Raw genomic sequence first — 14,354 nt, forward strand, 5'->3', positions numbered from 1 at the left:
GATTTAACCACTCAAAAACATTAAACATTTTAGCACTTGATTAGATAAAGTTATCACCACAAGTTCTGAAGAGCCAATGGATTGAAACGTTTTTGCTCAATCAAACTTTCAGCTAAACAAAGTGCCATCGAAGTATCGTCTGTCCACTCGCCCGGTTGCAGTCGAAACGGGCCGCCGCCAACCATATCGTTAATAAACGCAAACGTTCCAGGGCGACAGAACTCTAAAGTTGTACCGAGAGCATCGCCAACTGCTAAACCGAGAAGACTGCCGCGATAACGTTCTATTTGCTGCATAACGTAATTAACAATTAATAATTAGTAAGCGCTATTGACTTAAAAATTATTTCTATCTGCATCGGATCTGCGTGTATAAAAATCGGTTCCAAAATTGTCAAATACTCTCTTTCCTTCTTCTATTAATTCTCTTTCTCTGTGCCCTCTGCGCCCTCTGTGGTTCATTAAAACAAAATCTCGTCCACAAACGACAGAGAATTGCCCTGGCTGCCGTTAAAAATAAAAAAACAAGACTTTTTCCCCCAAATGCTGAGGCAAAAGACGACTCAGGCTAATATTGATGTTAACCTGTCCCTACCCGAGATCAAACTGTCCCATGACACCCGATGCCTCCGCCGGAGCCGCTGCTGCCGCCCCTCAATCAACGCCCGAAGTCAGCTTAGAGTTGCAAGTCCGACTCAAGACAGAAGATGGACAGCTACTGTTGCTACTCCCCCCAGAAACCAATAGCGAACCCGCAACAGCCTCGGCCTCGACTTGGACTGAACTTTGGCAGCAGCTAAAAGTCAGGCTGAATGCAGGAGAACGCTTTTGGCAGCCAAACGCAGAAGTACAATTGATGGGGAACGATCGACTTTTAGATATCCGCCAACTGCAAGAGATAGCGCAGGCCCTGTCGGAAGTGGAACTGCAACTCAAACGAGTCCACACCAACCGCCGCCAAACCGCCGTTGCCGCAGCTACGGCAGGCTATTGTGTAGAACAACAGCCTCCGGTTTCTTCCCTGAATAAAGCCACTGCCGAAAAACCGCAATCCCTGGCGGAACCTTTATATTTGCAGATGACAGTGCGATCGGGCGTAGAAATTCGTCATCCAGGCACCGTCGTACTTTTGGGAGACGTAAATCCGGGTGGCTCAGTCATCGCCGGAGGCGATATCCTAGTTTGGGGCCGTTTGCGGGGCGTCGTCCACGCCGGTGCCGCTGGCAACACCAAAAGCGTGATTATGACCTTGCAGATGGAACCGATGGTGATTAGGATTGCTAAGTATGTTGCCAGAGGCCCAGAAACCTCACCCGCTCAGTTTTTCCCGGAAGTCGCCTATGTGACGCCTCAAGGGATTCGGATCGGTAGAGCCTCTGATTTTGACAAATCGCAGTTAGTCGGGGGTAATGAGTAATCGGTAATTGGTCATTGGTAATGGGTAATTCTTAATACTATTTCTCTTTAAGCCTGCTGTTGATAATTTTTGCCTTGGCTAAATCAGTCACTAAAGGACGATTTTTAAATTAAGTGCAAATTGATAGAGGATTAGTAGAACAAGGAGAGTTTTGAGTGTTGAGTTAATTTACTGAATAACAGATGGCTGCCAAATTCTCTAAGAATAATTGCTAATTATCAACCAACAATAAGACAAATTATCCATTGCCAATAACCAATTACAAATTGCCAATTACAAATTGCCAATCACCAATTCCAAATAAATCTAAAATCGCTTATGGCTCGCATTATTGTTGTTACATCAGGGAAAGGCGGGGTAGGAAAAACAACCTCCACAGCCAATCTCGGCATGGCTTTAGCTAAGCGGGGGCGGAACGTTGCCGTAATTGATGCCGATTTCGGTCTCAGAAATTTAGACTTGCTGCTGGGCTTAGAAAATCGGATTGTTTACACGGCATTAGAAGTTCTCGCTGGAGAGTGCCGATTAGAGCAAGCTTTGGTGAAAGATAAGCGGCAGCCGCGCTTGGTGCTGTTGCCGGCTGCCCAAACTCGGATGAAAGATGCCATCAGCGCTGAGCAAATGAAGCAGCTTGTGGGGATGTTGGGACCAAAATATGACTATATTTTGATCGACTCTCCTGCTGGAATTGAACAAGGTTTTCAAAATGCGATCGCCCCGGCTCAAGAAGGGATAATTGTTACCACTCCCGAAATCGCTGCTGTCCGCGATGCCGATCGAGTCATCGGCCTGCTGGAAGCCAACAACGTCAAGAAAATCAACCTAATCGTCAACCGGATCAGACCCGCAATGGTGCTGGCAAATGATATGATGTCGGTACAAGACGTGCGGGAAATCCTCGCCATTTCGCTGTTAGGCGTCGTTCCCGACGACGAGCGCGTCATCGTTTCCACCAACCGAGGCGAACCATTAGTATTGTCGGAAACGGCCTCTTTAGCTGGAACTGCCTTCGACAATATTGCCCGCCGCTTAGAAGGCGAAAAAGTTGATTTTCTAGATCTCAATCCCCGTCGGGAAAACTTCTTTACTCGCTTCCGCAAGTTCTTAAATACTAAAATTATGTGATGTGCTGCAATATTGGCGATCGATCTTTAACAGCAGCGACCGCATCACAAAAACTAGCCCAAATTTTCCCCAGTGACACCAGTTCCCAAAAAGAATGAAACTGTAGCCCAACTCCAAACCTGACGGGAATCAGTGATTCCCCAATCGAAAATCGAAAATCGAAAATCGAAAATGGTATGACCTTTTCTATGCCTAACCCTTGACAAACCAGCCTGACCCATGATACATACACTTCTCGAACGACTTTTCCCGCGCACCCCTGACAACAGCCGCGACGAGGTAAAACGGCGCCTCAAACTGGTTCTAGCCCACGATCGCTCAGAACTCAGCCCAGAAATGGTTGAGTCGATGCGCCGAGAAATTCTAGAGGTGGTGTCTCGCTACGTGGAAATCGATACCACCGGCTCTGAGTTCTCGTTGGAGAGCGACCAGCGGGCCACAGCACTAATTGCAAATCTCCCGATCCGGCGCGTCAGGCTGGAACATCCACCGGAGAATATGCCCCAGAATTTGCCCCCAAATCGATCGGAAAATTTGGTCCAGAATCGGCCCGAGTATGTACCGGAGTATGTAGTCGAAACTCTCCCCGACATTAGAGATTAACAGGGGTGCATTTTCGCCTTGGTAAAAATATTTTTTTTATTTGATTGCGATCTCGCAAGCGATCGCGAGTTTTGTCCAAGCGAGTTCTTGAAGATCGCTACAAAAACAAAACTGAGATGCTCCATCAAAAACTCTTCTTGTTTATATACAAAATGTTTGAATATCCGAAAAAATCACCGGATGAACGATCGCTCTACGATTCAATTGTTGTTGAGTTTCCAGCTTCATAACGCTCTCACCAAAATCACATTGCAGTTGCTTTGGCGAGAAATCACGGCTGGAATATTTCCCTGTTTCATCTGTTGCAACAATCCCTCTCGACTCGCACCCAAAACAATCACATCGCTTCGATCCTGTTTGGCATAACTCAACACTGCCGCCGACACAGAATCAGCACATACAGAAGTCGTCAAGATAGAGGCGTCCACTTGGGGCTTGAGAAACTCAGCGGCAAGTTTCAAGACTTCCTCAGTTGGTTCAAAATCAGTACGATCGTCGGCTTGGCGCTCCTTAGAAGCATCGTACACATGAAATAATCTGACTTGTGCGGTTTTGCTCAGAGAAATCAATCCAGGTAGCAACCGAACTGCTTGTTGGGCATTGGGGCCGCCTGCCATTGGTACCAACCACCGCTCAAATATTGCTTGATCGGTTAACTTCACCAACACCACTTCACAAACAGCCTGTCGAATCATAGTATCGACAACTCGACTAAAAACCCGCCCCGGTGTTTTAGTGCTGCCTTTCCACCCCATTAAGACAAGATCGATATGTCGCTCTTCGATCGTTTGGAGAATGGCACTTGACAAATCATGCGCCACTAGAATCTGGGTATGGATCGGAACTCGCCACGCTTGACATAGACGGGTTGCCTGCTTTAGTAGCTTTTGACCCTCAGCCGTTTTTACTGGAGTTTCTGCAAGCACATGATGTCTTGGCACAACAATCACCTGCAAACATTCAATTTCATAGTTGCGCTCGCGGGCAATTGCCACTGCCATTTCTAACAGCGTCAGGGATGTTTTTGGATTGCTCAACGGCACGAGGATGCGCCCTTGTCCAGTTTCTGGCGATTTGGTTTGGTGAATTATCCGAGCTCGTTCTACCTTGGGTTGAGCGAGACTTTCGTTGTTGAGATAAGCTGCTTCAACGCGAATGATATCGCTGCGGGTAATAATACCGACCAATCGCCGTCCTTCTACGACTGGTAAGCTATTGAGATTGTGTCGGTCGAGCAAATGCAGCACATAGGCAAGCGTATCTTGTGGATTAATGCGAACGGGCTCTGGTGTCATCAGATCGCTGACAAGATTTTCACCATTCAATCCACGTGCAGAAAAGTTGGCAATATCCTTTTGAGTTAAAATGCCGACAAGCTTGCCGCTTTCTACCACCGGAAACGTGCGGTGGGAAGACTGAGAAAACGCCTGTAACGCTTCTTCGAGCCGAATTCGACTAGAAAGCGTTTCTACATTAGGCTGCATCACATCCAATGCAGTTAGATCTGTCCAAGGATCTTGAGCGCTCGTTTCTTTCGTCAGGTGAATGCCTTTAAAGGCGAGTAAGCGATCGTAAAGCGAACCCTCATCGAGCAATTCTGCAATCAGGTAAGAAGTCACAGATACGATCATCAGCGGCAACACTAAATTAAAGTCAGTCGTCATCTCAAACACCAGGATTACTGCAGTAATCGGAGTGCGAGCAACCGCACAGAAAAATGCCGCCATCCCAACCCGTGCATAAGTGGTTGCCAGACTTAAACCCAAAACTTGGTATTCTGCGACTCCTACGAGGTATCCTAACGCTGCACCGAGTACCATGCTGGGAATCAGCAACCCGCCCGGTGCGCCAGAACCGTAGGTGACGACGATCAGAAAAAACTGGATGCAAAAGACGATCGCCACCAGTTGCCAGTCTGTATTTCCGGTTAAGAGGAGTTCTTTGAGTCCGGCATTGTCTCGAAATATATCTGGTAAGGCGGCGAGTGCAATTCCCGCGATCAGCCCAGCAAATCCGATTCGCTTGGATAAGCTGACATTGAGAAAGCGGCGGTACAACGTCAAGCTACTCAGAATCGATCGATTGAACAGCACGCCCAAAAAGCCTGCTAGGATTCCCAGAAGCAAGTAAAAGGGAATCTCAGGAGCCGAAAAGCTAGTATTAGATACCACCAGATGCAGATCTAAATCGAGATTGTGCGAACCGCTGATCCGAGCGACCACAGACCCGATGAACGAAGCCAGGATTGCCGTTCCCAAGGTGATGCCAGACACGTCTTGCAACAGTTCTTCGACCACAAATAAAACACCTGCGATCGGCGCATTAAACGCGGCTGCAAGTCCCGCTCCGGCACCTGCTGCGAGGATCTGACGGCGATGATCGGGTGAAGTTGGAAACCATCGACTCAGTTGACTCGCTAACGCTGCCCCAATCTGTACCGTCGGGCCTTCTCGTCCGAGGGGCATTCCTGCAGCGAGTACGAGGGTGGCGCTGACCAACTTCACTAGGGCAATTCGCAAATTCAAAGGCATCGGAACGTTGGCGAGTACCGCCTTTACTTCGCTCATGCCGCTCCCGCTGGCGGCGGGAGCCATGCGCTCGACTATCAATCCAGACAAGAATCCGCCTAGCGCTCCGATCAAGGGCAGCGCAATATACGCCGGGATTAAATGCGTTGCCTGCTGCCGCCAGCCGCCGAGCCAACCAACTCCTTGTGCCAACAATAGCGCAGCCAGTCCTGACACTAGCCCAATCAGGCAGGCTTCAAAAATCGCCAATCGCTTGGGACGCAACAGTAGATGGGAAAAGCGACTCCAGATAAGTTTTCCGATGCGTATCATTTTGCCTTTGGGGAAAGTGCAGACGTTGACGATCCGGTTAAAGCAGCGGTTTGGGGGATGGTGGATTGAGACCCGCAGGCTGCTCGGTGGGCGATCGCCAAAGCTGTTGTGGGTGATGCCTAAACCAGTAGTCTATCGCAATGCCACCGGCGAACAACAGCAGCAATAAATATAGTTCTGTTCGCCCAAAAATAGGGTTTGAGCGATCGGCGGGAGGGAATTTTCTCTCTTTGTCATCAAATTCGTCTTTCATCTTGCTCTACACTGAATGGTAACAATGCTCCCATTCTGACTGAAGCGCCTCCGATATTCATTCTTAACGATCGTCGTAGCGTCTAAAAGTCTATGAGATGCTTGCTTGTAACTGAAGTTCTAACGGTCGGTCGGAGCGAATTTCTAAGCCTGGTAAATCGTGTTTTACTAATATTTTTTCGTCTGTTTCAGCAGTGGCGCTCGGCCAGAGCACCCAGCGACTGCCTTGGGAAAGAGTGCTTAAACTGGCAGCGTTTGGAGTCAGCCAAATTATCGAAAGTTTCGATCGATTCTCGATCGCCTCTTCCCCAGCATTAACTGCCGCTAAAGTTTCCAAAACTACCCGGTTCCCCGAGACGAGTCCAGTCCCGGCAGTCCAAAGTTTGACGTTTAACAGCCGCTTGCTAGCATAGAAGTAAAGAGACGCAGCTACTGTCACGGCTCGTTCAAATTCTTCTGGCTGCCACGCCGCAGCGCTGTCGAGAGCAATAATAATTTCTTGACCGCCGGCGGCAACTTCTAACTCTCTCACCCGCAGTTCTCCGTAGCGGGCGCTGGTGCGCCAGTGAATTAGGCGGGTGGGGTCTCCGTGGCGGTAAGGTCTGAGGTTGCGGGTGAGACCTTCGGTAGCAGTTTGCGATCGACTGCGATTGTAAAATTGCGGGCTGTCTTCTTGACCGATGCGATCGATCAAAGGACAAGTGCTCAACGGCAAAACCTGCGGGTAGACAACCGCCACCGCTTTCGCCGGACGGCTGCGGCGGCACCAAAACAACCCTAAAGGCGCAGCCGTTCTAAAGTGCACCTCTTGCCAGCGATAAATACCGCGCTGCCGGACTTCTAGATAGTATGTATCCTTGTATGTACTGTTAGGCTCTATGACCTCGATCGGGCGGGCGACGGGTTCTCCCAATACAAACGGCAAGATGTCTACCACTTGCAACAAAGTCTTAGGTTCGCGGGCGCGATTTTCGATTTCTAGTTCAACGGTGATTTGATCGCCCGCACTCACCGGTTCGATGGGGCGGCGGCGGACTTCCAAGGAACGGAGCGATTTTCCCGGCAAAACCGCCGCTACTCCCAACAGCGCCAAACCCCCACCGCTGAGCACGTACAGCCACCCAGACATTGTATTAGTCGCCGACCCAAAAAAGAAAACCGTCATCCCCGACAGCAGCCAACCGGCGTAGGCGGGGGTAACAGCGCGATTTTCGAGCCAGTCGGCGATTTTGTGACCGATGTTCATAGGAGTTTAAATTGTTAATTACTCGATCGCCCTATCAAGCCTAATTGTAAAATCTTCTCAGCATTTAACACCGAATTAGCTGCGAGCGATAAGATTAGAAATCGGGCATTTTTTCGCAATAAATCTACATTGACTGGAGACAAAAAAATGAACCCATTAAACAATCCTACACCGCTTCGACCAGACGCTCAAGCCCGCCGAACACCGCCCCCGCCCCCGCCCTTGGCTGCCACTCCCGCGCCGCCTCCTGCACCAGCGCCGAGTGCGCCCCCCGCAGCCCAGCACCGGTCTGTTGAGACACCGGTCAGTACGATCGAACAAATGGTCAGAGATGCCCATAGCGCAGGAGCTTCCGACATTCACGTTCGAGTCGGCCAAGTACCTCGATTTCGGATTCGGGGGGTGATGCAAGTAGCAACCACCCACCCCAAAGTAACGCCAGAAATTTTTGAAAATTACCTAGCCGAAATTCTCACCCCCGAACAGCGGAAACAGTTTGCAACTACCAAGGAATTAGACTCAGCAATTTTTTACCCTGGCTTCGTGCGGTGTCGGCTAAACTGTTTTGATTCTCTCAGCGGTGGTGCCCTAGTATTGCGGTTGATTAGTTTGGAAATACCTACTATCGATTCCTTGAGGCTGCCAGAAGTTTTCAAAAATATCATTTTGCGATCGCAGGGATTAATATTGGTTACAGGGCCTACCGGTTCGGGGAAATCGACAACCGTAGCTGCGATGATCGACCACCTCAACCAGATGGCGCAGAAGCACGTAGTTACAATTGAAGACCCGATCGAATTCATTCACCCCTCTAAAAAATGCTTGGTCAGCCAGCGGGAAGTCGGCTTGCATACCCACGAGTTTCAGCAGGCTTTGCGCGCAGTTTTGCGTGAAGATCCCGATGTAATTCTAATCGGGGAAATGCGCGATCGCGTTACCATCAATACAGCGTTGCAAGCAGCTCAAACTGGTCACTTAGTATTGGGAACTCTCCACACTCGCAGCGCCATTAACGCTATTAATCGGTTGTTGAACCTCTACCCGCCTGAAGAACAACAGGCCATGCGGATTCAAATTTGCGATTCTTTAGTAGCGGTAATTGCCCAACTTTTGCTGCCAACAGTTGATAACCGTCGGGTAGCAGTTCACGATATTTTGGTGAATACACCTGCCATGCACGATTACTTGATGAAAGGTGCTGATGATGAAGCTTTCCGATTAATGGAACATGATACTTACGAAGGAATGCAGATTATCAACCAGGGTCTTTACAAACTGGTGCTTGAAGGCAGAGTGACGATCGAAGAAGCGGCCAAAACTTCTCCCGAAGCCAGCGATTTAGACCGTCGCTTGCGAACAGGAGGCTACGATGTTGGGGACGCTCGTGGCTTTGAAGGCAGCAAAAAAGAACGCATTGTTCGCGCCTAGTAGCAGCACACATACAGGGGTAGGCACCGCAGGACTACCCCACCCATCGGGTAGCAATCTTTTGGACCGACCGAAATATTTGGCGCTTTTGTGCGTATTTTTACTTAAACTTTAACTATATTTAGTAGCAACGACTACATTACGGTATAGTTGTAAACTGCTATACTTAATGTTAAGTAGATTGTTAAGTTTTTTAAATGCCGACGCTACTTTACATTAACTTTAAAATTGCGTGAAAACTCGCAGTTGATTGCAAAGAAATAGTAAAGATCTGTTCTGAGTATTGCCAACAGTCAGCAACTTTAGTTTATAGTTGTAGAGACAAATTTTAGACAGAGAAGGTTCCGACTTTGCCGATCGCAAAACTAAGCAGGTAAAAAAAGCGCTTAATAAAACTACAAGTAGGCTTAATACAAGTAATTAGTAGCAGAGCCGATCGCGTGTCTTTCCGATTAAGTGGCTTTCAGTCTAAAAAATCTTAAAACTAAGCAGACTTGGAAAGATTCTGTCCCTCGAAAATCTGTTTAACAACTCGCTTATCACCAACCGTATTTCTACAATTTAAAGGAGCCCAAAAAGTGAAGAGTGCATTTAACCCCTCAGCAGTGTTTGAAGGTGCCAGCAAAGCAGAAATCATCGATCGCATTCAGCAGCTAGTTCCCCCGGGTTCCCCGGAACCGCAAGATCCTGAAATCCTAGCGGCCTTACAAACTCTCACCGCACAGCTAATCGCAGCCTATCAAGCCGACGGACAATTAGAAAGCGAACCATTTAGTGACGTGCGCGATCGCACTATTCACCTATACGCATCCGCAGTCAGCAGCCAAATCAAAGGAAAAACCATCCTCATCACCGGTGGAGAAGGATGTGTCGGAAGTTTCTTAATCAAAAAACTCCTCGAATTAGGCGCAACTAAAATCATTTCTGCAGACAACGCCCGATGTCAAAACCCTGAAGAAAATCTCCCGCTTTTTAACAGAGAAGGTGCTGTAACTTTCTATGCCACCGACATTCGCAACCTCGACGCGCTCAAACACATATTTGAGGTAGAAAAACCAGCAATTGTTTTTCACCTAGCAGCCCAACGCCAACCCGGACTCGCTGAAATCAAAATCCGAGAAACCGTTACAACCAGCCTGTTAGGATGTAAACACATCATCCAACTCTGCGAAGAATACGGCGTAGAAAACTGCATCTTCTCTTCCACAGGCAAAACATCTCGATATTTTACAACCGAAGTTTACGCTGCCTCGAAGAAGTTTGCAGAATGGCAATTTGCCAAAGCAGCTCAAGAAGGAGATGTCACTTACGGGATGGTTCGCTTTACTCATATGTTGGAAAATAGCTTGTTCTGCGAGCAAATGTCCAACAAAGTAAAGCAAGGTAAAACTGTCAATGTTCACGCTCCCCACCGCTACGTAACCGCTCAAAATCTGATCGAAGCGGTACATTTATTGCTGAACGCGCTGGTTGTGTCCGTCCCAGGAAAACTGAAATTTGTCGCCGTGAGTAATCTCGGGTGGCCGACAGAAACCTTGGAAGTAGCTCTTTATAAAATTCTTGAATCAGGCAAAAATCTGCCGATTTATTTTCAAGGACTTTTGCCGGGATATGAAGAACCGTTTTTCCTGGGACAGTTTGACTGGGAAAAGCCTACAGACATTCACCTCCTAATAAATGTTTTGGAAGATCCTTTTAGAAGTGTGGATGATGCTGGCGACATGGTGAGTGTAGAATTAGCTCCTTTTTCTTTGCGCGTGTTAGATAAACAAGTGTCGAAGCTGGAAAGCTTAATCGGCGATCCAGATTTCCCGGAAGTGCAAATCAAGCACGCTCTGGTCGCAGCGGAAAAAGAAGTAATTGCTTCCTCTTTTGCGTGGAGTTCGCCCCAAGACTTGTTGAAGATTTTGCAGTGGGGAATCCATCCGAAGAAATTGCAAGGTTACGGAACGGAAATCGCTGACTACAGGGAGATTATCGAACTCCTCCTGCAAGGAATTTACGGCAGACTTGATAAAGAAGTGTTGCACAGTGCTGGAGTTACGGTTGATGAATTTGATGACTTAGTTGAGAGTCTTTCTACGCTGGATTCTATTCAAGCAGAAGTGGGATATTTGCGATCGGTGTCGAGATATATCAGAGAATTGGTACCCCCCGCATATTTCACAACCAAAAAATCTCAACATGTTGCTGTTGTCCGCGATGCCGCGTAGCTTGAACATAGCTCTGAGTTTGGAGAGTGCTTCCTAAGTGGCCACCCACAGGGGATGAATGATCTAAACATCGACTAAGTTTTTAGTGGATTACAAACAGAACACCCAGAAACCTGGTTTCTCAAAGAAACCAGGTTTTTAGGCGTGTTTAAGGTTTAGTTAAATTCATCTACTTACCTTTTTCATACTCGACATGATATGATATTATTTAGGCTGGCATAACAGCAATCCAATTTATTTGTAGCGAGGACACCAGTGCTAGTAGTTTTATGAGGCCTTAAGTCATCACTACCAATGTTATAAAGGTGATTTTTCCCGGGCATGATATGATGATACTTTAGATAGCGTTGTGCAATGAGTTAATACCAATTAACTATAAAGCTGCACTTAATATAACGCTAAGGATAGAGTTCCAACCATAGAGAGATCAGCCTCATGAGCGTGTATCTTGATAGTGAATCGGTATAAAAAAGATGCGATTAGATTAGATTAAATGAACTGAATGAAAGCAACAAATAAAATAAAATTAAGGTACTAGAATTGTGGAAATTAATCAGCTACTGTTTTTATTAATTGATGTTGCGTTATTGGCGATCGCCCTGATCCTGCTAATTCCCGTTTCAGTTCTATTTCTAGAATGCAGTGCAGCTTTCTTCTCCGGCTTCCGCCCCACAACGGAAACTAAAGTGCCCCGCCCCAAAATAGCAGTTTTAATTCCCGCCTACAACGAAGCAGCAGGAATTGCCGCCACCATCTCCACCATATTGCCGCAGCTAACACCTCAAGACCGCCTGTTAGTGATTGCTGACAACTGTATCGATGCCACGGCAGAAATCGCCCGTAACTGCGGTGCAAGTGCGATCGAGCGCCAAGACACACAACGCAAAGGCAAAGGCTACGCACTGGATTTCGGCTTGCAGTCGATGGAATCAGACCCCCCCGAAGTCGTCATCATGGTTGACGCAGACTGCATCTGTGGGCCAGACTCTATAGAAAAATTAGCCAGGGTTGCAGTTGCTGAACAAAGACCAGTGCAAGCAACTTATCTCATGGAACAGCCACCCAATCCTACTCCGAAAGATTCCATTTCTGCTTTAGCATTTCTTGTGAAAAACTTAGTCCGCCCCAGTGGATTAAAAAAGTTAGGATTCCCATCCTTACTAACAGGTACTGGCATGGCTTTTCCCTGGTCGATAATTCGATCAGTTTCCCTAGCTAGCAGCAATATTGTTGAAGATATGCAAATGAGTTTGGATTTGGCGATCGCCGGACATCCCACAGTATTCTGCCCCGAAGCAAACGTCACCGGGTGTTTGCCACAGCAGCAAGCAGTAGCTAAAACTCAAAGAACCCGATGGGAACATGGACACTTGCAGACGTTGCTAACTCAAACTCCCAGGTTGGCGACAGCTTCGATCGAGCAACAGCGTTTTGACTTAATGGCGATCGCCCTCGACTTATCAGTCCCTCCCCTATCGCTTTTAGTGGCTATTTGGCTAGCGACTTTTGCCGCCTCTATACTAGCAGCCATCATCGGAACATCCCCGCTTCCCGCTATCATTTTAGCAGTACAAGGACTGCTAATTTTAGTTTCAATTGTCAGCGCTTGGGCAAAATTCGGGCGTGCCGACATTTCCGGTTCAACCCTTTTATCCGTACCTTTTTACATCCTTTGGAAAATCCCTTTGTATCTGGGTTTTATCCTGAAGCGGCAAACTAAATGGGTACGGACAGAACGCGATGTTTAGTATTCGGTAGTATTGGTAGGGTGCGTCAGCCCGATTCTCGATCCAACTAGAAAATCTCGTTTATGACGCATCTGATGATGAATAAACGGCTTGGATCAAACTCTATTTATTTTGAGGTTAAACAAAGTATCTTACCGCATCTGAGATACAATTATAACTTAGCCTGCTTAAGACAAAGATTAGGCATTAATCCCTTTTTCTGAAATAATTCGATCTACTTCCTAAGAGTGGATACATAAATAAATTAAAATAACATGAGAAACTTGTTCTTTTGGAGGATTCCCCCATCTGAGGCTGATTTTTCAAGGCTGTGGGAGGATGCTACTTTTGTCTTTGATACAAATTTCCTCCTCGACCTATATCGAGTATCGCATTCTACGGCAGAGAATTTTCTAAACATACTACAACAAATTAAGAACAGAATTTGGTTGCCTTACCAAGTAGCAGATGAATTTTTGAGGCGCCGAGAAGAGATAATTGCTTCTGAAGTAGAATCTTTTCAAAAAGCTCTATCGGTACTTGAAAAATGGAAATCAGAACAACAGAACTTTAATAGTCTTCGGGGTTCTCTTAGGCAAACAGGAAGGATAGTATCTGCTGAGGTGGATTTTTTGTTTGGCGATCAAAAACACTATCTTGATGCAGTTGATGCTGTGGAGAAAGCTTTTCGAGAAAAAATAGAACAAATTGCTAGCGATCATTCTTCACTGCATTCAGATAAAGACAGCATTCTAGAGAACCTTCTTTTATTGTTTGATGATTCAAAAGTAGGGGAACCATTTAATGAACAAATATTGCCAAATTTGTACAAGGAAGCTGAGGATAGGTATAAAGTATTGGTAAGTGTTCAGGGGGGTAACGAGAGAATAAGGGTTTCAGGCGATAAAATCACTTGACTTAGCCTCCTAAGTTCAAACTTAGGGGTTTAATAGTGTCCCAAACCCTATTAACTTCGTACCCCCCCCTGAACACTTACAAGTATTGAAGCCTCCTGGTTTTAAGGATGCTGAAGAAAAGGAGGATGAACGGAAGTATGGAGACTTTATCTTGTGGAAGCAAATATTAGAATTTGCCAAAAAAGAATCTCGACCAATTATTTTCGTAACTGGAGAAAAGAAAGAAGATTGGTGGGTCAAGAAAAATAAAAAAATAATTTCTCCGCACGTTGAGCTAAGGCGCGAATTTCATGAGTATGTACACCAGCCTTTTTGGATGTATCAAACTCAAGATTTTCTTCAAATAGCTAAGGATAAATTAATGGTTGAGATTGACCAAAAATCTATCGAAGAAACAAATGCTATTGCTGATATTGAGTTGGTTGATGAGCAGGATAACGACACTTTAAGACAAGCTCTTGAAATACAAATTTCCAATTCTGTGAGGCACTCCCTAGACCAAATGAAGCTGCGTAACTATGAGTTATTAATGAAGGCGGTCGATCCAATTCTCCAACCCAACTCTGTACAACAATTGAGCGAGCAGA

Annotated in this window: 12 protein-coding genes; 8 read left to right on the forward strand and 4 right to left on the reverse strand. The window is 46.6% G+C overall.

Translation table 11 applies throughout. The annotated features are described in order from the left end of the window. Positions 1–53 precede the first annotated feature (53 nt). Positions 54–296, reverse strand: coding sequence for an ADP-ribosylglycohydrolase family protein (locus QUA40_RS17370; RefSeq protein ID WP_333127958.1), 243 nt, complete (start codon positions 294–296; stop codon positions 54–56). Positions 297–612: 316 nt separating this feature from the next. Between QUA40_RS17370 and minC the strand changes: the two genes are divergently transcribed. From minC to minE, 3 genes are all read left to right on the forward strand, one after another. Next, complete coding sequence (minC, locus tag QUA40_RS17375; RefSeq protein WP_333127960.1) at positions 613–1,416, forward strand: septum site-determining protein MinC; 804 nt, start codon at positions 613–615, stop codon at positions 1,414–1,416. A gap of 318 nt (positions 1,417–1,734) precedes the next feature. After that, on the forward strand, positions 1,735–2,541 hold the full coding sequence (gene minD, locus QUA40_RS17380; RefSeq protein ID WP_333127962.1) for a septum site-determining protein MinD: 807 nt from the start codon (positions 1,735–1,737) through the stop codon (positions 2,539–2,541). A gap of 219 nt (positions 2,542–2,760) precedes the next feature. After that, the gene (gene minE, locus QUA40_RS17385) at positions 2,761–3,144 is read left to right on the forward strand and encodes a cell division topological specificity factor MinE (protein ID WP_445301158.1); all 384 of its coding nucleotides are present in this window, start codon (positions 2,761–2,763) and stop codon (positions 3,142–3,144) included. A 224-nt stretch (positions 3,145–3,368) separates the two neighbouring features. Here the strand turns inward: minE and QUA40_RS17390 are convergent, their stop codons facing one another. From QUA40_RS17390 to QUA40_RS17400, 3 genes are all read right to left on the reverse strand, one after another. After that, positions 3,369–5,984, reverse strand: a complete 2,616-nt coding sequence (locus tag QUA40_RS17390) for a chloride channel protein (RefSeq protein WP_333127964.1) — start codon at positions 5,982–5,984, stop codon at positions 3,369–3,371. Between the two features lie 37 nt (positions 5,985–6,021). Then, the gene (locus tag QUA40_RS17395; protein WP_333127966.1) at positions 6,022–6,237 is read right to left on the reverse strand and encodes a hypothetical protein; all 216 of its coding nucleotides are present in this window, start codon (positions 6,235–6,237) and stop codon (positions 6,022–6,024) included. A 90-nt stretch (positions 6,238–6,327) separates the two neighbouring features. Further along, the gene (locus tag QUA40_RS17400) at positions 6,328–7,482 is read right to left on the reverse strand and encodes a DUF58 domain-containing protein (RefSeq protein ID WP_333127968.1); all 1,155 of its coding nucleotides are present in this window, start codon (positions 7,480–7,482) and stop codon (positions 6,328–6,330) included. 147 nt (positions 7,483–7,629) lie between these two features. Here QUA40_RS17400 and QUA40_RS17405 point away from each other — a divergent pair, with 147 nt between their 5' ends. The 5 genes from QUA40_RS17405 to QUA40_RS17425 all read left to right on the forward strand — a co-directional run. Beyond that, on the forward strand, positions 7,630–8,910 hold the full coding sequence (locus QUA40_RS17405) for a PilT/PilU family type 4a pilus ATPase (protein WP_333127970.1): 1,281 nt from the start codon (positions 7,630–7,632) through the stop codon (positions 8,908–8,910). Positions 8,911–9,488: 578 nt separating this feature from the next. Continuing rightward, complete coding sequence (locus tag QUA40_RS17410; protein WP_333127973.1) at positions 9,489–11,123, forward strand: polysaccharide biosynthesis protein; 1,635 nt, start codon at positions 9,489–9,491, stop codon at positions 11,121–11,123. Positions 11,124–11,665: 542 nt separating this feature from the next. After that, entirely contained in the window at positions 11,666–12,871 is a 1,206-nt protein-coding gene (locus QUA40_RS17415; protein ID WP_333127974.1) for a glycosyltransferase family 2 protein, read from the forward strand. 254 nt (positions 12,872–13,125) lie between these two features. Beyond that, on the forward strand, positions 13,126–13,767 hold the full coding sequence (locus QUA40_RS17420; protein ID WP_333127976.1) for a PIN-like domain-containing protein: 642 nt from the start codon (positions 13,126–13,128) through the stop codon (positions 13,765–13,767). Between the two features lie 85 nt (positions 13,768–13,852). Beyond that, a partial coding sequence (locus QUA40_RS17425) for a PIN-like domain-containing protein (RefSeq protein WP_333127977.1) occupies positions 13,853–14,354 on the forward strand: 502 nt, incomplete at its 3' end.

It is taken from the genome of Microcoleus sp. Pol11C3 (assembly GCF_036701485.1).
Classification (GTDB): domain Bacteria; phylum Cyanobacteriota; class Cyanobacteriia; order Cyanobacteriales; family Microcoleaceae; genus Microcoleus.

Coding starts and splice junctions, on each gene's coding strand:
- QUA40_RS17395 (WP_333127966.1), bottom strand. CDS start 6,237: ATGAAAGACGAATTTGATGACAAAGAGAGAAAATTCCCTCCCGCCGAT.
- QUA40_RS17420 (WP_333127976.1), top strand. CDS start 13,126: ATGAGAAACTTGTTCTTTTGGAGGATTCCCCCATCTGAGGCTGATTTT.
- minC (WP_333127960.1), top strand. CDS start 613: ATGACACCCGATGCCTCCGCCGGAGCCGCTGCTGCCGCCCCTCAATCA.
- QUA40_RS17390 (WP_333127964.1), bottom strand. CDS start 5,984: ATGATACGCATCGGAAAACTTATCTGGAGTCGCTTTTCCCATCTACTG.
- QUA40_RS17400 (WP_333127968.1), bottom strand. CDS start 7,482: ATGAACATCGGTCACAAAATCGCCGACTGGCTCGAAAATCGCGCTGTT.
- minD (WP_333127962.1), top strand. CDS start 1,735: ATGGCTCGCATTATTGTTGTTACATCAGGGAAAGGCGGGGTAGGAAAA.
- QUA40_RS17370 (WP_333127958.1), bottom strand. CDS start 296: ATGCAGCAAATAGAACGTTATCGCGGCAGTCTTCTCGGTTTAGCAGTT.
- QUA40_RS17405 (WP_333127970.1), top strand. CDS start 7,630: ATGAACCCATTAAACAATCCTACACCGCTTCGACCAGACGCTCAAGCC.
- minE (WP_445301158.1), top strand. CDS start 2,761: ATGATACATACACTTCTCGAACGACTTTTCCCGCGCACCCCTGACAAC.